Consider the following 18674-nt stretch of genomic DNA (forward strand, 5'->3'; position numbering starts at 1 on the left):
CGCTACTTCAACTTCCGCGCCCACTGTCACTGTGCATCGACGCCGATCACCATCCGTGATCGCGACACCGTCAGTACCGCTGTGCCTTGCGACACAGCCACACCCAAGGTGAACGACCAGGTTTTCGTTTGACCTGCCCACTGGTCTCAATCGATGACCCCGGAGATTCCCAGACCGACCGTTGGGCCACCGTGGGAGGCGCCAATCCCCATCCCGACACTCCAGCGGCCAGTATCAGCGGTTCGTCGTACGCTCACACCTAGTGCCGATTCTCCGTTGTAGTAGCCAGTCCCCACATGATAGGTGAGCTTTCCTGCGACATAGGGTGCATCGCCCATGGCGGCCAGGGCCGCGATCCCCGCACTGGCATCTCGCTCTACTTCGTCAATCTTGTGGTCGAGTTGGTTGTAGTCGGAAGTGAACTTGCGGTTCAGTTCATTGAGCTGCGACATGTTGACCGCGTCGGTGGGTGCCGAACCGGCAGCCACGTTATGCAACTGGGTGGGGCCACTGCCATTGCCCAGGCTGACAGAGTGGTAGTCGACGCTGCCATCCTCGCTACGATCGTAGTTGACCGCTCCCTCTTGCACGGCACCAAGCTGGCGCACATTGACTGCATCGGTGTCCTCGGTGCCCCCCGCGACGTGGGTGATCTGACGTTCACCACCCTCGTTGCCGACCGCAACAGCTCCCTTGGATGACTCCACCGCCACGTGCGAAAAGGCTTCCTCCTCCCCCTTCATGCCTTCTCTATCGGCCACAGCGCCATCACCAAGTGCAACACCTCCTTCAGCTTGAGCCTTGGCGCCACCTCCGATGGCAACGGTGTCTGCAGCACTGGTAGTGGCAGCGTCTCCCTGCGAATTCGCCTGGAAGTACTTGGTGTCCTGACCACTCAGTGCCAGGTCGCCGATATCCTCCATCAAGTCCCAGATCTGACCACCATTGACCGCATCAGTACTGCCTTGATGGATATCGCCTTCGGCCAGATTGCTGATCACGGTACCACCGTCGGCACCAGCCAGAGTGATCTTTCCCTGGTTGGAATCTGGGTCATATTGCACGACATTCTGGGCCGGGTTGCCACTGCCGCCCCCCAAGCTGTCGAGGGTCGTCTGGATATCACCGACATCGCCTTCAAGATTGGTGAGACGACCATTGGTGGCGTGGAGCTGACTGCCGTTGACCGCCTCTAGACTGGAGTCGGAAAGCGACCCATCCGCAATATTACCGAGCACGGTACCGCCGAAGGCTCTACCAGGCGACTTCAGGGTTACGTGGTTCCAGTCGACGCTGCCGTCGTTGAAGTGGTCATACGCCACCACTTCCTCAAGCGCCATATTGGTCGCATGGAGCTGGCTGCCATTAACCGCATCGGTACTGGTAGCGGAGATTCGACCCGCGGCCAGGTGGGTCAAGGTTCGCTCCTGCCCTTCGTCACCGATGCTGACGGTAGCAATGGGGTTTGTGCCGGCGTATTCATGCTGTTCACCGAAGATAATGCCTGACTCGGTGCCTATTGCCTCCTGTGAGGTCGACTGGGCCCCCAGCGCCACATCCATAGCCTGATTGGCGCTGGCTCCAGCACCCAGGGCCATCGCCTGCTCGCCCGAGGACACTGCCGTACTACCGACCGCAATCGCATCTTCCAGCAGGGTGTGGCTCTGGTCGCCAATGGCAACCGCACCGGCTGCCCCTATCTCCACCTTGGCGCTCACCCCCATACCGATGGCGTCATCGCCATTGACCGTGGTATCAGGCCCAATGGCGATGGAGCCTTCGCCGGTGGCAAGGGCGTCGACTTCCCCTCCCCCGTTGGCATGAAAATACAGCGATCCCGTATCCGAGAGCGACCCCACGGCCCCCTTGAGCTGACGCATGGTCACCGCATCGTGATCCTCGATACCATCGGCGATGTTGATCAACTGGCGATACTCACCGTCCCGACCCACGGAGACCGCTCCCATTAGATCGGCGTCCGAGGTGTTGTACTGAATGGTGGCATTGCCCACGACGATCTGGCCGGAGACCTTCGCCACCTCGCGGTTCGCGATCGCTCCGCTGCCCAGTGCCACGCCGCCAAACACCGAGCTTGAAGCGCCATTGCCGATGGCCACCGCATTGGTTGCCGACGACACCGCCGCCGGCCCCATCGCGAGGCTGTCGGTGCCGCTGGCACTGGCGCCGCTGGCGGAAGAGTTGGCCTGGTAGTACGCGCTATCGGCGGCGATATCCCCCAGGTTGGTGGTGAGATTGGCGATATCGCCTTCGTTCTGAGTCACGCGCACATTCGTCGCGTTCAACTGACGACCGGTGACCGCATCGGTGCTGTCGGTGGACAGGGTGGCGTCGGTGAGATTGGTGATTCGTGTACCGTCATCGCCGGCCAGGGTAATACTGCCCTCATTGAGCGTGCCACCGGTGCCGCGGTCGTAGACCACTGCGCCCTCGGCCAGATTCCCCAGGTTGGTGGTGAGGTTGGTGATATCGCCTTCGTTCTGACTGACTCGAGCATTGGTCGCGTTCAACTGACGGCCGGTGACCGCATCGGTGCTGTCGGTGGACAGGGTGGCGTCGGTCAGATTGGTGATTCGGGTTCCGGTATCACCGGCCAGGGTGATGCTGCCCTCATTGAGCGTGCCACCGGTACCGCGGTCGTAGACCACTGCGCCCTCGGCCAGATCCCCAAGGGCCTGGTTGGTGGCATGGAGCTGGCTGCCGTTGACCGCGTCGGTACTGGTGGCCGAGAGTCGACCTGCTGCCACGTGGGTGATGGTGCGCTCGCTGCCGCTGGTGCCCACGCTGACCGTACCGGTCGGGCTGCTACCGGCCAAGGCGTAGTCAGTACCGGCCACGGTGGCCGTGGTGGTGGCCACCGCCGCTTCCGTGGCGGCACCGTTACCCAAGGCTACGCTGTTGGCGACGCTGGCCTTCGCGCCATTGCCGATAGCCACCCCGTTGGTTGCCGAGGACACCGCCGCCGGCCCCATCGCCAGGCTGTCGGTGCCGCTGGCACTGGCGCCGCTACCGCTGGATTTGGCCTGGTAGTACGTGCTGTCGGCGGCGATATCCCCCAGGTTGGTGGTGAGATTGGTGATATCGCCTTCGTTCTGGGTCACCCGCACATTAGTCGCGTTCAACTGACGGCCAGTGACCGCGTCGGTGCTGTCGGTGGACAGGGTGGCGTCGGTGAGATTGGTGATTCGGGTTCCGGCATCGCCGGCCAGGGTGATACTGCCCTCATTGAGCGTGCCGTCGTCGCTACGGTCGTAGACCACCGCACCGGCCGACAGATCCCCCAGGTTGGTGGTGAGATTGGTGATATCGCCTTCGTTCTGACTGACTCGAGCATTGGTCGCGTTCAACTGACGACCGGTGACCGCATCGGTGCTGTCGGTGGACAGGGTGGCGTCGGTCAGATTGGTGATTCGGGTTCCGGTATCACCGGCCAGGGTGATGCTGCCCTCATTGAGCGTGCCACCGGTACCGCGGTCGTAGACCACTGCGCCCTCGGCCAGATCCCCAAGGGCCTGGTTGGTGGCATGGAGCTGGCTGCCGTTGACCGCGTCGGTACTGGTGGCCGAGAGTCGACCTGCTGCCACGTGGGTGATGGTGCGCTCGCTGCCACTGGTGCCCACGCTGACCGTACCGGTCGGGCTGCTGCCGGCCAAGGCGTAGTCAGTACCGGCCACGGTGGCCGTGGTGGTGGCCACCGCCGCTTCCGTGGTGGCACCGTTACCCAAGGCTACGCTGTTGGCGACGCTGGCCTTCGCGCCATTGCCGATAGCCACCCCATTGGTTGCCGAGGACACCGCCGCCGGCCCCATCGCCAGGCTGTCGGTGCCGCTGGCACCGGCGCCGCTACCGCTGGATTTGGCCTGGTAGTACGCGCTATCGGCGGCGATATCCCCCAGGTTGGTGGTGAGATTGGCGATATCGCCTTCGTTCTGGGTCACGCGCACATTCGTCGCGTTCAACTGACGACCGGTGACCGCGTCGGTGCTGTCGGTGGACAGGGTGGCGTCGGTCAGATTGGTGATTCGGGTACCGGCATCGCCGGCCAGGGTGATACTGCCCTCATTGAGCGTGCCTCCGGTGCCGCGGTCGTAGACCACTGCGCCGTCTGACAGATCTCCCAACGCCTGCACGCCTTCCGACAGTTCTCCCAGCGCCTGATTGGTGGCATTCAGCTGACTGCCGTTGACGGCATCCGTGCTGGTGACAGCTAACCGTCCGGCCGCTACGTGAGTAATAGTACGCTCGACGCTGGCTACCGCATTGCCCCCGCTATCGGTCGTTGCCGCCGAGCCAAGGCTCAGAGTGCCTGTCGGAGCCGCACCGGCGAAACTGTAGCTCTTGCCCGCGATGGTAGCCTGGGTGGTTCCCACCACCGCCTCGGTGGTGGCGCCGTTTCCCAAGGCCACGCTGTTGGCCACGCTGGCCTTGGCATTGGTACCGATGGCAATGGCGTTGCTGGCGGACGCCTCTCCGGAATCACCGAGCACCATGGAGTAGTTGCCACTCGCTTTCGACCAATTTCCCACTACATTGGTAGCGGCGCCGGCGACGGTATTTTGAAGACCTACTACATTGGCACCAGTAGCAGTCGATGACAGCGTGTTACTTGAGCCGAAAACACCGGAAAAATCGCTGGTCACGTTATTGGTATTGCCAACGACCCGGACTGCATTGCCTTGAACGGTATTGTTGAGACCAATCGCAGACGCATATGTCGATGCGCCTTCGATCCTGTTGGAAGTACCAATGGCAATCGCGTTCTTGGCGCCTGTCGATGTGGAGTTGCTCTCACCCAATGCAAGGCTATTGTCGCCATTGGAAACGTTGAGATGGCCAACACTGACACTTTTCGCGCCGTTGGCAACACTGCCTGATCCCAGTGCCGTGGAGTGGCTACCCGTCGCTTTAGCCGTGGCCCCAAGTGACGTCGCATTGGTCGCCGTGGACGTCGCCTTTGCGCCAATAGCAAGACTCGAGGTGGCGCTGGCAACGGACCCTCCGGTCAGGTCTCCGCCAATGGCAATGGCGTTTACACCTATCGCTTGTGCGCCGTTTAATCGAGCGACCGTGCCGCTAGACAGTGCCCCGCCACCAATAGCGACGCCATTCTTGCTTTTCGCATAAGCCCCACGCCCGATCGAGACACCGGCCAAACCGCTGGTAACAGCCTGATCGCCCAGGGCAATACCAGAATCTGCCGCCGCACTCGTGGTCGCATAGTAGCCCATCGCGATAGAGGCATCACCATCGCCAACGGCACCGGTGCCTATATGGATGGCAGATGCCCCCGCAGCGGGCTGGATGCCCACCGGCGCCAGATAACGATTGACGACAAACTGTTCAGGCTTGTCGGCAGGCGTCGACGGCTCACCTGGCATGACACATCTATCTTTAGTCGGTGACGTCAGAGGTATCATTGCCTCCTCTGACGCTATGTTGCGGACCTCACCTGCCACCGTCGGACAGTCATCAACGAGGGGGCCAGCCTCCGCTTTACTCGACCCCAGCCCAGGCGTGACAGCCGATAGAGACATCAGGATACAGGTGATACAAACGTTTTTTTTCCCACTTCTTGCTGTTTTGAGCGAGTTAACGAACAAAAAAGTACGGCCATCCAATTCACTCACTCCGACCTCCTTTCCACCAATACTTAGGTGACATCTTCGTGCGCCACCAAAACACTCACTTTCATCCGAAATCCATCTTCAACCACCCAAAACTCTCTTATAAAAACCCTGAAAACAGAAATACGAATCAAAAAACCAATAGCGTGCAGAAACCCGACTTTCCGGACACAAAACTTGCAAAAAGAAACATGATTAAAAAAATCTACACGCGCAGCGCTGTCACTTCCATTTTTAAACGTGACACAGATCATTTCTTGCTTGTAATTGGCGCAAGGCGCGCCAAATAAAGCACAAAAACTGACGGTCCGTTTCAGAAGCTGTACGGGCACTGATGAGATTCATCTTTCCCCCCAGCCATAGCCAGGTGCCATCAAAAACTGACGAGCGATGGTCAAATAAACAGGAATTTTCCCGACAGCTCAGTGCAAAGGAAGGTGTTGTACTGCGGTTAGACGCAGCCACACCAGGCACAGGGGGTTTCAGGACTTGCGGGAATGCGAATAACGTTGCCGCACACCTATCCGAGTCGACACTTCCCAGTACCCAATATCAGCGTAGCGCCAGGAACTTCATTCACTCGTGGGAGCCCAGCCATTGGTACAGACGTGGGCAGCGGAAAGCAGATCGCCCGGGCCAGGCCCGGGCGATCCTCTACATGCTTTCGGCGTTATCACCACTTGCACCACCGTCGTTGCATCATGCCCTTGCGGCAGTCAGCGCAGACCAGTGCCGGCAAGCGGCTGTCAGCTAAAATCGATGCCGATACGACGGCCGACTTCCTCGTAGGACTCGATGACGCTGCCCAGCCCCTGGCGGAAGCGATCCTTGTCGAGCTTTTCACGGGTCTTGGCGTCCCACAGACGGCAGCCGTCCGGTGAGAATTCGTCACCCAGCACGATCTTGCCGTGGAATACGCCGAACTCGAGCTTGTAGTCCACCAGCAGCATGCCGCCGTCGGCGAACAGCTGCTTGAGCACCTCGTTGACCTTGAAGGTCAGCGCCTTCATCTCGGCCAACTGCTCGGCGCTGGCCCAACCGAAGCTTTCGGCCAGGGACTCGTTGACCATGGGATCGTGGAGCTCGTCGTTTTTCAGAAACAGCTCGAAGGTCGGCGGTGTCAGCGGCTCGCCTTCCTTGACGCCGAGACGCTTGACCAGACTGCCGGCGGCGATGTTGCGTACCACGCACTCCACCGGAATCATGTCGAGCTTCTTGACCACACACTCGGTGAGCGACAGCAGCTCTTCCACGTGGGTGGGGATGCCGGCCTCTTCCAGCTTGGCCATGATGAAGGCATTGAAGCGGTTGTTGACCATTCCCTTGCGCTCGAGCGACTCCATGCGGCGTCCGTCGAAGGCGCTGGTGTCGTCACGAAAGTGCAGGATCAGACGATCCGGGTCATCGGTGGCATAGACCGACTTGGCCTTGCCGGCATAGAGTTCTTCGCGCTTTTCCATGGGTGCCTCCACAGGCAAATCAAAAAAAGGGGTTCAAGCAGGACCGGGGTCCTGAATCAGTGAATCGCTTGCCAATCCAGGCCGTCATCCTGGGCAGCCACGGTCAGGCGGGTCTCGTCGCCATCCAGCAGAGGCGTCAATGCCTCCAGAGCGAGTTCGGGGCGGTTATTATGCTCCGACAGGTGGGAGCAGACGATACGCTGCAGCCTATCCAGCCCCAGTTCGGTCAACAGCGCCGCCGCCTGGCCATTGGCCAGGTGCCCCCAGCGTCCGCCGACACGACGCTTGAGACTGGGTGGATAGGGGCCTTCAGCCAGCATGCGCACGTCGTGATTGCACTCGAGCACGAGGGCATCGCAGCCACGAAAGGCCTGGCGCACGTGTTCGCTGGGGTGGCCCAGGTCGGTCAGCAGCCCCAGCTTCCTGTCACCTGCGGCGATACGAAACTGCACCGGCTCTCGGGCGTCGTGGGGCACCGTGATGGCGTCGACGTCGAGTCCCTTGATGGCAAAACGCGACTGAGGGGTGATCCAGTGGGTCCTGGGCAGTCGGCCGAGCTTGCCGGACAGCCAGGTGCCCGGGGTCAGATGTACCGGCAGGTCATAGCGACGGGCCAGGGGGCCGATGCCACGCACATGGTCGCCATGCTCGTGGGTGACCAGCAAGGCATCGAGCTGACGCGGATGGACACCCAGCCGCGCCAGCCGGCGTTCTGCCTCCTTGAGACCGAAACCGCAGTCCACCAGCAACATCGACTCGCCGTCGCTGACCAGGGTGGCGTTGCCCTTGCTTCCGCTGCCCAGGGAGGCGAAACGCAAGCCTCCCCGGGAACCATTGGCATGCCAGACGCTCATCAGCGCAGCAAGCCCTCCATGCGCTGCAGCAGCTCACGCTGGTCATCGCCGGAAAGCGGCTCGTCGTCGGCGCTACGTGCCTCCATCAGGGTTTCCTGGCCCTGGGGCGACAACCTGAGCTCGATGCGTTGCATCGACTCAAGCAGATCCATCGAGGTCAAGGAGTCGATGAAGCCACGGGTACGCTCGCTCTCGGTGATGTAATCGATCACGAAGCGCTTGCCGCTTTCATCCACGGAGACCAGTTCCCGGCGATCTTCCATCTCGAAGTTGTTCTCGAGCTGGAAGGCGAGCTCGGCGTAGGCCCGCTCGATGTCGAAGGGCATCACCATCACCCAGTCATCGCCGCGGGGCTCGAAGCGAACGCTGTCGGCTTCGGGCGTCTGCTGGGCCGACGCCGAGGCGATGCTGGCCGAGGCGCTACGCGCTTCAAAGTGACGCTGCAGAGAGTTCAGGCACAGCCGGTTGAGCTGGCCCGCGGTATCACAGCGCACCTCACTGGTGCCCGACCTGAGACCCTGGCGCAGTACCAGGCTGGCGTCGGAGGTCTCGATGACACCGCTGGCGCTGTCGCTGCGGGTGATTTCCAGTCCGCGCTGTTCGACGAAGCGCTCGAGCTCCGGCCATACCACCGCAGGCGCGGCCCCTACCACCAGCCAGCGATCGGCGTCGGTCTCGCGCACCGCCACGTCACCGGCGGCCACTGCGGTGCTGGCAGACAGCGTCTGGGGCAAGGGCGCGGCGAAGTCCCCCTCGCGGGCGTAGAAGTCCCCGCGAGCCTGAGGCACCGGCATGATATCGCGATAGCGGCTCTGGTCGCGGCTGCCGGGGAGGGTCAGCGGAGCCGCCTGACGGGCGCCCGCGTAATCCTCGTTGCGATCGTGATAGTGACCGTCCTTGGCACAGCCGGCCAGGGTCAGGGCCGCGATCATCGCCAGCGGCAGTCCTTTAAGCGCAGAATTCATGCATCCACCTTGATTGAAAATTGGGTCCACGACATCACGACCGGAGGCACGGTTCAGGCGTCAGTCCTCGATCAGTCCTGCCAGCTGCAGGGCTTCGCTGATGGTGGAGTGATACTTCTCGCTCAGCCAGGTCAACGGCAGGCGGATGCCGGGCTCGATGATACCCATGCGGTTGAGCGCCCACTTGACGGGGATAGGATTGGCCTCGATGCCCAGGTTGGTATGCAGGGGCAGAAGCCGGGTGTTGATCTGGTGAGCCTTGTCGCTTTCACCGGCCACGGCGGCGGCGCACAACTCGTGCATGGCCTTCGGCGCCACATTGGCGGTCACCGAGATATCGCCATGACCGCCCATCAGCATGAAGTCGCAGGCGGTGGCGTCATCGCCGGAGTAGAGCATGAAGTCGCTGCCCTTGAGGCGTTCGATCAGGTCCTCGGCGCGCTCCAGGTTGCCGGTGGCATCCTTGAGGCCGATGATGTTGTCGACCTCGGCCAGACGCAGCACGGTCTCGTTGTAGATGTCCGAACAGGTGCGTCCCGGCACGTTGTACAGGATCACCGGCAGATCACTGGTCTCGGCGATCACCTTGAAATGCTGATACAAACCTTCCTGGGTCGGCTTGTTGTAGTAAGGCGCCACGGTCAGGCAGTAGTCGGCCCCCACTTCCTTGGCGTAGCGGGTCAGCTCCACCGCCTCGGTGGTGTTGTTGGAACCGGTGCCGGCGATGACGGGAATGCGGCCATTGACCTCTTCGACCACGCTGCGAATCACGTCGAAGTGCTCGGCGAAGGTCATGGTGGTGGGCTCACCGGTGGTACCCGCCGCCACGATGGCGTCTGTGCCATTGTCGAGGTGGAAATTCACCAGTTTGCGCAACACTTCCCAGTCGATATCGCCGTTGGCCTTCATCGGTGTCGCCAAGGCGACAATACTGCCCGTGATCATCCTCGTTGTTCCTCTGTTGTCTGCCCTCCCGCGACCCTGACGATGGCGGTCGGGGTGAACGAATGTGGCCAAGGGGGTCGCGACCCGGGGAAGCGTGGTCGTGACCAGAGCACAAATGGTACTCAGGCGGCCATATCCTGTACAGCCGCGTCTTTACATGAAGAGCGTCATTGCGTGTAATCGGACGCCTATTTTTGCGATTCTGGAGCCACCATGACAGTGTCCATCGGCGAGCCGGTCCCCGACTTCAGCGCCAGCGCCACCGGCGACAACACCATCACCCTGTCGCAACTGCGCGGTCGCCAGGTGGTGATCTACTTCTACCCCAAGGCCAGCACCCCCGGCTGTACCACCGAGGGCGGTGACTTTCGTGACCACAAGGCAGACTTCGACGACGCCAACACCGTGGTCATCGGCGTCTCCCGTGACGGCATCCGCGCCCAGGAAAACTTCAAGGCCAAGCAGGGCTTCAATTTCGAGCTGATATCAGACAAGGACGAAGCCGTGTGTGGCCTGTTCGACGTCATCAAGCTCAAGAAGCTCTACGGCAAGGAGCACCTGGGTATCGAGCGCAGCACCTTCCTGATCGACAGCGAAGGTCGCCTGGCCAGGGAATGGCGCAAGGTCAAGGTCAAGGGCCACGTGGAAGAAGTGCTGGAAGCCGCCCGCGAACTGCACGCCCAGTCCTGACACGCCGGCCTACGGATGCAAGCCTCGTCCTCCCCGGCAAAGGACGAATGCCCGGCCATTGGCCGGGCATTGTGTTTCGCCTCGAGAGCAGCGCTCAACCGTCGGTACCGGTCCCCGTACCTGCATCAGAGTGGGGCGGCAACCTTGCCATGCTGCGCTCCTTGATCCCGCGAGGCCAGGCATAGACCAGCGCCTTCAACAGGGTCGCCAGCGGGATCGCGAAGAACACCCCCCAGAAACCCCAGACGCCGCCGAAGAACAGCACCGCCAGGATGATCGACACCGGGTGCAGATTGACCGCCTCGGAGAACAGCACCGGCACCAGCACGTTGCCGTCCAGCGCCTGGATCACGCCGTAGGCGACGATCACATAGAGAAACTGGTCCCCCAGTCCAAAGTGAAAGCCCGCTACCGCCGCCACCGGCAGTGTCGCCACCGCGGCGCCGATGTAGGGCACCAGCACCGAAAAACCCACCAGTACCGCCAACAGCGCCGAATAGGGAAGGCCAAAGAAGGCGAAGGTGAAGAAGGTCACGCTACCGACGATAACGATCTCGGTGGCCTTGCCGCGCACATAGTTGGCGATCTGGCAGTCCATCTCCTTCCACACCCGGGTCATCAGGTCGCGCTTGGCCGGCAGCAGGGACACGGTAAAGCCCACCAGACGGTCACGGTCCTTGAGCATGAACAGCACCAGGATCGGCACCAGCACCAGGTAGATGAGCAGTCCCAGCACATTGCCGAGCGACGCCAGCGACAGCGTCAGCGCACGCTGGCTCAATTGGGTCGCCTCGCGGCTGAGCACAGCGATCCAGTCCTGGACCAGGTCAGGAGTGATCAGCTGGGGGTAGCTCATCTGCAGGTCATCCAGCATCTGCTGGCCGGCAGCAAACATCCGCGGCGCTTCCTGGATCAGGCTGGCGAGCTGGTTCCAGATCAACGGCAGCAGGATCAGCGCCAACGCCAGCAGCACCCCGACAAAGGCCAGAAAGACCGTCATGACCGCCACCAGGTGTGGCACCTTGCGTCGCGTCAGGGCGTTGACCGCGCCCTGCAGCAGAAAGGCCACCACCAGCGCGGTGAGAAAGGGCGCCAGCATCTGGCCGAGCCAGATCACCACCGCCAGCCCCACCACCAGCAACACCAGCAGCAGCACCGCCTCTTCATCGGAGAAGTAGTGATCGACCCAGCCGCGAAATACGCTACGCAGACTCATGCATCACCCGCCTTGCGCAACCAGTAGACATAGACCTTGTCGCGTTCTTCGCGCCCTTCCAGCACGTGGGCGCTGTGCTCGGCAAAGCTTTCAAAGTCTCGCCAGGAACCGGCGTCGGTGGCCCTGACCTCCAGCACCTGCCCAGGCGACAGGCGCGACAGCGCCTGCTTGGCCTTGAGCAGCGGCAGCGGACACGGAAGTCCGCACGCATCTAGCACATCGTCAGGTTGCACTGCCATGATCTCTCCCGAGAGAATGCGATATCGGATCGCTGCACATCGCAGCGCCGTTGCCCCGAGGGGCGAGCCCTTGCGATTTAAAGGCACTTTTCCGGCTGAATCAATGTCCCAAGGCAACCCCCTCCAACGCTATCGACGAGGATTTCGATGCCCAAGCGCACGCTGTTTGCCGTCACCGCTCGCCCCGCGGGGGCACGCCGTCAGGCATCGCCTTGGCATCGTGGCCGCTGGCGCCCGATGCCGGGTCTGGCCCTGGCGTCGACGCTTGCGTTGAGCCTGAACGCCACCACGGTCCAGGCCCAGTATCTGGACCAGGGCACCCTGCTCGATCAGCCGAGGGAGCTGAACCTGCCATCGCTGATGTCCACCGGCAGCAACGCCATCAGCGGCGAGGAAACCCGCCTTGGACGTGCCTGGCTACGCCAGTTTCGCGCCCACGTGCCGGAATGGCGCGACCCCCTGGCCCAGCACTATGTGGAGACACTGGTCGGCCGCCTGGTGCCCTACAGCGACCTGGGAGGCATCAACACCACCATCACCCTGGTCGACAACAAGACCCTGAACGCCTTCGCCGTCCCCGGCGGCGTGGTCGGCGTCAACACCGGCCTGTTCGCCTTCGCCGACCAGGAGGCCGAGGTGGCCTCGGTACTGGCCCACGAGCTGGGCCACCTGTCACAGCGCCACTACGCCCGTAGCAAGGCACGCGCCGAGCAGACCCAGGTGCCGGCCATGGCCACCATGCTGGCAGGCCTGATCCTGGCCGCCAGCGGCGCCGGTGACGCCGGCATCGCGGCCCTGGCCGGCAGCCAGGCGGCGATGATCCAGGACCAGTTGCGCTACTCGCGTCGCTACGAGGAAGAGGCCGACCGCATCGGCCTGCAGGCCATGGCCAGCGCCGGCTACGAGCCCCAGGCCATGGTCGACATGTTTCGCTCCATGCAACGCCTGATGAGCCTCCAGGGCGGCACCCCGCCGGAGTTCCTGCTGACCCACCCGATCACCGAATCACGCATCAGCGACACTCAGGCCAGGGTCAACCAGACCCGGGTGACGGGCTCGGCACCGGATGAACTGCAGTACCAGTTCATCCGTGCCCGGGCACTGCTGGCGATCCACGAGCGTGCGCCCGGCCAGGCGATGACCGTGATGCGCCAGGACCAGGCGCCGGCGGACGCCCAGCGCTATCTGCAGGCGCTGATCGACGCCCGGGCCGGCCAGACCGGCTCGGCACTGAATACGCTCGACGGCCTGGCACGGGCCCACCCGGATACCGCCCTGCTGCCCGCCAGCGCCGTCCAGGTGGCGCTGGAGGGCGGGCGCGTCGACGAGGCCATCGAGCGTGCCCGACGCCAGTTGCGCCTGATGCCGGGCTACCCACCGACCAGCCAGCTGCTGGGCGAGGCGCTCTTGCAGCGCGACCCCGACGCGGCCTACCGGGAACTCCACGAACTGGCCCAGCGCCGTCCCGAGGACCCCACCGTGTTCGGGCTGCTGGCGGAAGCCGCCGGGCGCAGTGGCCGCGAAGCCTGGGGCCATCTGGCCAGAGCCGAGCAACTGCAGCTGACCGGTGAGATCGATCGCGCCATTCGCCAGCTGGAGGTCGCCGAGGCGATGGCCGAGCGCGAAGGCGACCTCAACGCCAGGTCAAGCATTCAGCGTCGTCGAGACGCCTTCCTCGACTACCGGCGCACCATGGAGAAATTCCGCTGAGCCGGAAGCTCCGCTGAACCCGACAGCGATGGGCGCGGTGACGACACAGTACTCAGGCCAGCCCACAGACGACTCGGCCCATGAACAAAAGCGCCCACGAGACTCTCTCGTGGGCGTGGGCTCGTGGGCGCGGGGTGTCACCAGGAAAAGTAACGGCTGGCCTCAGGCCTGAAACTCCAGCATACGCGTCAGCGGCTTCAGCGCCTGGGTGCGCAGGGCGTCGCTGACCTGGATTTCACCGCTGCCCTCTCGCAGCGCGGCGGCCAGATTGTCCAGGGCGTTCATCGCCATCCACGGGCAGTGGGCGCAGCTTCGACAGGTCGCGCCATTGCCCGCCGTCGGGGCCTCGAACAGGGTCTTGTCGGGCACCGCCTGCTGCATCTTGAAGAAGATGCCGCGATCGGTAGCGACGATCAGCTGCTCGTTGGGCAGCTCCTTGGCCGCCTTGATCAACTGGGAGGTGGAACCGGCGACGTCGGCCAGACTGACCACCGCTTCGGGCGACTCCGGGTGCACCAGCACGGCAGCGTCCGGATAGACCGACTTGAGGTCCTCGACCCCCTTGGCCTTGAACTCCTCGTGGACGATGCAGGCGCCGTCCCACAACAGCATGTCGGCGCCGGTCTGCTTCTGGATATAGCCGCCCAGGTGCTTGTCCGGGGCCCACAGGATCTTCTCGCCCCTGGCCTTGAGGTGCTCGATGACGTCCACCGCGATGGAGGACGTAACCACCCAATCGGCACGCGCCTTGACCGCCGCCGAGGTGTTGGCATAGACCACCACGGTGCGATCCGGATGGGCGTCGCAGAAGGCCGCGAACTCGTCCTCCGGGCAACCCACGTCCAGCGAGCAGGTGGCCTCCAGGGTCGGCATCAGCACGCGCTTTTCCGGTGACAGGATCTTGGCGGTCTCGCCCATGAAGCGCACGCCGGCCACCACCAGCGTATCGGCCTCGTGGCGTGCACCGAAGCGCGCCATCTCCAGCGAATCGGCGACACAGCCGCCGGTCTCTTCGGCCAGCTGCTGGATAGCGTCATCGGTGTAGTAGTGCGCCACCAGTACGGCATTGTGAGCCTTGAGCAGGCGCTTGATCTCTTCGACGCGCGCAGCGTCTTCCGAGGGAATACGGGTAGGGCAGTACGGGCGCGCGAGATGCTCTCTGATCTCGGCGCGAGAAGTCATGATCGTCATCGTGTCTACCACTGTGATCGACAGGGGATCCCCCTGCTGATGGGACAGTGCCGCGAACGCTCCGTTCGGCGACACGCCAGGAGAACCCTCGAGCGTGGAGCCCGGCGCCGATAGCGCCAGCTGCGACTCCTGATGCGGCGCTGGAAAGGCGTCACTGCCGCTCCAGACCCGCTGCCGGTGGTTCTCTCCCTCGCCCATGCGTCTATCGCAGCGGCGAGTCACTTGACAGTTTAACGCAGGCGGACGGTTATGCCGAGTCTCCACGCATGGCATCGGCGCAAGATTGCGCCTGAGGCATACCTGTTCTCGACTCCCTGCCGACACGATGGCATCGGCTCGACGCCGTCGGCGCGGCGTACTTGCGCCGCTTGAGGGATGGCCTGTTCAGGCTGACAGCGCCGTCGTGGCTGCGGCGGCGACTCTAACCGCGGACTGCGCAAACGAAAAACGGCCCCCGCTGCAAGCAGCGAGGGCCGTGAATCTGGTGGGTCGTGTAGGATTCGAACCTACGACCAATTGGTTAAAAGCCAACTGCTCTACCAACTGAGCTAACGACCCGATCATGACAGGACATCGTCCTGACCATGCACAGGTTCGGATGGTGGGTCGTGTAGGATTCGAACCTACGACCAATTGGTTAAAAGCCAACTGCTCTACCAACTGAGCTAACGACCCTTCCGAACGGGTGCAGATATTACGGATATGCCCCTTTCGACGCAAGTGTTTTTTTCGATTACCGTATCTTTAGCGCTTCTTGTCGCCGCGATCCGGCTTGCCGCCACGCTTCATCGTGTGCACCGGGCGACGCTTGTTCTTGTCGCGGCTCCAGCGATTCTTCTCGTCCGGCGTCAACTCAGGCACCTTGCGCGATTCTAGTCCCGCCAGTCCGGCCAGGTCGTCGACCTCGTCCTGAGAAAGCTCGGTCCACTCGCCGGCCTTGGCCCGCTTGTCGAGGAAGATGTTGCCGTAGCGGACCCGTTTGAGGCGACTGACGGTCAGCCCCTGGGACTCCCACAGACGCCTGACCTCGCGGTTGCGGCCTTCCATGATGACCACGTGGAACCAGGTGTTGATGCCCTCGCCACCGAACTCCTGGACGTCGCTGAAGCGTGCCGGACCATCCTCGAGCATCACGCCTTCGACCATGGCTACCACGTGCTCACGCTTGACCTCCCCCATGACTCGCACCGCGTATTCGCGCTCGATCTCGGTGGAAGGATGCATCAGCCGGTTGGCCAGCTCGCCGTCGGTGGTGAACAGCAACAGCCCGCTGGTGTTGATGTCCAGGCGGCCAATCGCGATCCAGCGCTCGCCCTTGAGGCGCGGCAGGCGGTCGAATACCGTACGCCGCCCCTCTGGATCCTTGCGCGTGCACAGCTCGCCCTCGGGCTTGTTGTACATGATCACCCGCCTTGGCACCTCGTCGGCGGCGCGCAGGGTGATCGGTCGGTCATCGAAACTGACCCGGTCACGGGCCTCCACTCGGTCGCCCAGGGTCGCCACGCTGCCGTTGACCTTGACCCGGCCATCGGCGATGGCGGCCTCCATCTCCCGGCGGGATCCTAGGCCGGCACGCGCCAGCACCTTCTGCAGTTTTTCGCTGGTGGTCGTCATTCGTCGTTCTCACTCTCTGTGGGTTCCACCCCCGAGGCAGCGTCATCATCGACGCGGCCCCGGGCGCGTTCGGACAGCCTGGCTTCCAGATCGGCAAAGCTCAGGCGAGCCCGTTCGGACGCCATCCCGGCGTGCTCGTCGTCGGCCGTCCCGGCCGTCGGTTGATTGACGTCGGGCGTTTGGCCCGCCGTCGTCTCGGCTTCCTCGCGGGAAGCCGTCACTTCATCCTTATCGGGCGATGATGCCTCGCCTTCCTCGGTCTCGCCTCTTTCGGTTGCAGCTTCAGCGCTGCCAACTTCAGCGCTTCCATCTTCAGCGGGTTCACCCTCGGCAGTTTCACCCTCGGCGGTCTCACCATCGTCGTCCAGCGGCTCGTCGGCCTGGGCCAGCAGCGCCGAGGGCGGAGGCGGTGGTTCGTCCTCGGTGTCGAACTGCTCGAACTGCTTGAGCTCGTGCATCGGTGGAAGTTCGTCGAGGGTCTTGAGACCGAAATCGTCCAGAAAGCCACGGGTGGTGGCGAACACCGCCGGCCGTCCCGGCACGTCTCGGTGCCCTACCACGCGAATCCAGCCACGATCGAGCAGGGTGCGCATGATCGAGCCACTCACCGTGACCCCGCGGACCTCCTCGATATCGCCCCGGGTCACCGGCTGACGATAGGCGATCAGCGCCAGCGTCTCCAGCAACGCCCGGGAATAGCGCTGGGGGCGTTCATCCCACAACCGGGCGACCCAGTTGGCCAGCCGCGGGCGAATGCGCAGCTGGTACCCGGAGGCGGTCTCGATCAGCTCCATGGCGCCTCTCAGGTGACGCTCGGACAATCGCTCCAGCGCTTCCTTGAGCGCCCGTCGCGGCGGGCGCTCGTGTTCATCGAACAGCTGTTCGAGGCGGTCCAGCGCCAGCGGTTGGCCGGCGGCCAGCAGCGCCGCCTCGACGATGTCGTCCAACGCATCGGGCGTCTCCATCACGCTCATGCGGGCTCATCTCCCTGTGTCTTGTCAACCGACTGACCGATACGCCCATGCGGTTCACCAGCATCATCGAAGGCGCTGTCGTCGCCCGCCTCGTCGTCAATAGCGCTGTCCTCGGCGGCGCTATCATCAAAGGCATCACCAAAGGTATCGCCGAAGGTTTCGTCGTCGAAGGTTTCGTCGTCGAAGGCGCTCTCGCCCTCGTCCTCAAGCCCTTCGTACGGATCTTCGTCGCCGTCCTCGGCCAACCTCGCCCTGACGTGGATCGGTGACATCGGCGCATTCTGGACGATTTCGATCATCGCCTCCTTGGCCAGTTCCAGGATCGCCATGAAGGTCACCACCACCCCGGCCCTGCCCTCATCAAGCGAGAATAGCGCCTCGAAGGGGGTGTAGTGCTCATGGGTCAGGCGCTCCATGATCGCCAGCATGCGCTCCCGGGTCGACAGCACTTCACTTTCGATCTGGTGGGCCTGGTTGAGTTCGGCCCGGCGCAGAATGCCGGCCAGTGCGCCAAGCAATTCATCGAGCTCGACGTCCGGGTGGATGACCCGGGCCTCCACCGGGGGCAGCGCCGCCCGGGCGGGAAACCAGTCACGTCCAACCCGGGGCAACTCCGCCAGGGCCTCGGCGGCGAGCTTGAGCCGCTCGTACTCCTGCAGACGGCGAATCAGCTCGGCGCGGGGGTCTTCGTCCTCGTCACCGTCCTCGCTCCTGGGCGGGCGCGGCAACAGGGTGCGCGACTTGATCTCGGCCAGCATCGCCGCCATCAGCAGGTACTCGCCGGCCAGTTCGATTTCCATGGCCTTCATCAGTTCCACGTACTCGATGTACTGGTGGGTGATGGCGGCCACGTTGATCGACAGGATATCCAGATTCTGCCGGCGAATCAGATAGAGCAGCAGGTCAAGCGGTCCCTCGAAGGTCTCGAGAAAGACCCTGAGCGCCTCCGGGGGAATGTACAGATCCTCGGGCAGCTCGGTGATCGGCTCATCGAACAGGCGTCCCAGCACCTGGGCGTGGGCTTCGACCTCGGCGCGAGGGGCCGCACCGGCCTGGGCCTGGGCCTGGACCTGAGCCTGGGCATCGAAATCGCCCTCGGCGTCAGGCCGAGTCGCTGCACCTTCCTCGTCAGTCCCACCCTGGGGTTGTTGTGTCGTCGGCGAGTCGCTCACGC

At 63.2% G+C, this 18674-nt stretch carries 14 protein-coding genes and 2 tRNA genes; 2 read left to right on the forward strand and 14 right to left on the reverse strand.

The window, feature by feature from the left end; all coding sequences use genetic code 11:
- Positions 1–146: 146 nt before the first annotated feature.
- The 6 genes from NFG57_RS16395 to dapA form a co-directional block, all read right to left on the reverse strand.
- Entirely contained in the window at positions 147–4508 is a 4362-nt protein-coding gene (locus NFG57_RS16395) for a YadA-like family protein (protein ID WP_348814786.1), read from the reverse strand.
- 1160 nt (positions 4509–5668) lie between these two features.
- Complete coding sequence (locus tag NFG57_RS16400) at positions 5669–5974, reverse strand: hypothetical protein (RefSeq protein ID WP_348814787.1); 306 nt, start codon at positions 5972–5974, stop codon at positions 5669–5671.
- A gap of 414 nt (positions 5975–6388) precedes the next feature.
- Complete coding sequence (purC, locus tag NFG57_RS16405) at positions 6389–7102, reverse strand: phosphoribosylaminoimidazolesuccinocarboxamide synthase (protein WP_348814788.1); 714 nt, start codon at positions 7100–7102, stop codon at positions 6389–6391.
- Positions 7103–7158: 56 nt separating this feature from the next.
- The gene (locus tag NFG57_RS16410; RefSeq protein ID WP_348814789.1) at positions 7159–7956 is read right to left on the reverse strand and encodes an MBL fold metallo-hydrolase; all 798 of its coding nucleotides are present in this window, start codon (positions 7954–7956) and stop codon (positions 7159–7161) included.
- The gene (locus NFG57_RS16415) at positions 7956–8921 is read right to left on the reverse strand and encodes an outer membrane protein assembly factor BamC (RefSeq protein ID WP_045992001.1); all 966 of its coding nucleotides are present in this window, start codon (positions 8919–8921) and stop codon (positions 7956–7958) included. The genes NFG57_RS16410 and NFG57_RS16415 overlap by 1 nt, the downstream gene beginning before the upstream one ends.
- Before the next feature lie 60 nt (positions 8922–8981).
- Positions 8982–9866 carry a 4-hydroxy-tetrahydrodipicolinate synthase gene (gene dapA / locus NFG57_RS16420; RefSeq protein ID WP_045992000.1) on the reverse strand — a complete coding sequence of 295 codons (885 nt, stop codon included), beginning with the start codon at positions 9864–9866 and terminating at the stop codon, positions 8982–8984.
- Between the two features lie 213 nt (positions 9867–10079).
- Between dapA and NFG57_RS16425 the strand changes: the two genes are divergently transcribed.
- Positions 10080–10556 carry a peroxiredoxin gene (locus NFG57_RS16425; protein WP_108449973.1) on the forward strand — a complete coding sequence of 159 codons (477 nt, stop codon included), beginning with the start codon at positions 10080–10082 and terminating at the stop codon, positions 10554–10556.
- A 94-nt stretch (positions 10557–10650) separates the two neighbouring features.
- Here NFG57_RS16425 and NFG57_RS16430 read toward each other — a convergent pair whose 3' ends face one another.
- Complete coding sequence (locus tag NFG57_RS16430; RefSeq protein WP_045991998.1) at positions 10651–11772, reverse strand: AI-2E family transporter; 1122 nt, start codon at positions 11770–11772, stop codon at positions 10651–10653.
- The gene (locus tag NFG57_RS16435; RefSeq protein ID WP_045991997.1) at positions 11769–12011 is read right to left on the reverse strand and encodes a sulfurtransferase TusA family protein; all 243 of its coding nucleotides are present in this window, start codon (positions 12009–12011) and stop codon (positions 11769–11771) included. Before NFG57_RS16435 ends, NFG57_RS16430 begins: the two co-directional genes overlap by 4 nt.
- A gap of 147 nt (positions 12012–12158) precedes the next feature.
- Here NFG57_RS16435 and NFG57_RS16440 point away from each other — a divergent pair, with 147 nt between their 5' ends.
- On the forward strand, positions 12159–13721 hold the full coding sequence (locus NFG57_RS16440; protein WP_348814790.1) for a M48 family metalloprotease: 1563 nt from the start codon (positions 12159–12161) through the stop codon (positions 13719–13721).
- Positions 13722–13883: 162 nt separating this feature from the next.
- Here NFG57_RS16440 and nadA read toward each other — a convergent pair whose 3' ends face one another.
- The 6 genes from nadA to NFG57_RS16470 all read right to left on the reverse strand — a co-directional run bounded on the left by nadA (position 13884) and on the right by NFG57_RS16470 (position 18672).
- The gene (gene nadA / locus NFG57_RS16445) at positions 13884–14912 is read right to left on the reverse strand and encodes a quinolinate synthase NadA (protein ID WP_045992009.1); all 1029 of its coding nucleotides are present in this window, start codon (positions 14910–14912) and stop codon (positions 13884–13886) included.
- Positions 14913–15394: 482 nt separating this feature from the next.
- Positions 15395–15470 (reverse strand) — tRNA-Lys (locus NFG57_RS16450).
- 41 nt (positions 15471–15511) lie between these two features.
- Positions 15512–15587: transfer RNA gene (locus NFG57_RS16455), tRNA-Lys, on the reverse strand.
- A gap of 69 nt (positions 15588–15656) precedes the next feature.
- Complete coding sequence (gene rluB / locus NFG57_RS16460) at positions 15657–16526, reverse strand: 23S rRNA pseudouridine(2605) synthase RluB (RefSeq protein WP_045991996.1); 870 nt, start codon at positions 16524–16526, stop codon at positions 15657–15659.
- A complete protein-coding gene (gene scpB / locus NFG57_RS16465) occupies positions 16523–17500 on the reverse strand; it encodes an SMC-Scp complex subunit ScpB (RefSeq protein WP_348814791.1) in 978 nt (325 codons plus the stop codon). The genes rluB and scpB overlap by 4 nt, the downstream gene beginning before the upstream one ends.
- Positions 17497–18672, reverse strand: coding sequence for a ScpA family protein (locus NFG57_RS16470; RefSeq protein ID WP_348814792.1), 1176 nt, complete (start codon positions 18670–18672; stop codon positions 17497–17499). The genes scpB and NFG57_RS16470 overlap by 4 nt, the downstream gene beginning before the upstream one ends.
- Positions 18673–18674: the final 2 nt, after the last annotated feature.

The sequence above is a fragment of the Halomonas sp. H10-59 genome, assembly GCF_040070555.1.
Classification (GTDB): domain Bacteria; phylum Pseudomonadota; class Gammaproteobacteria; order Pseudomonadales; family Halomonadaceae; genus Halomonas; species Halomonas litopenaei.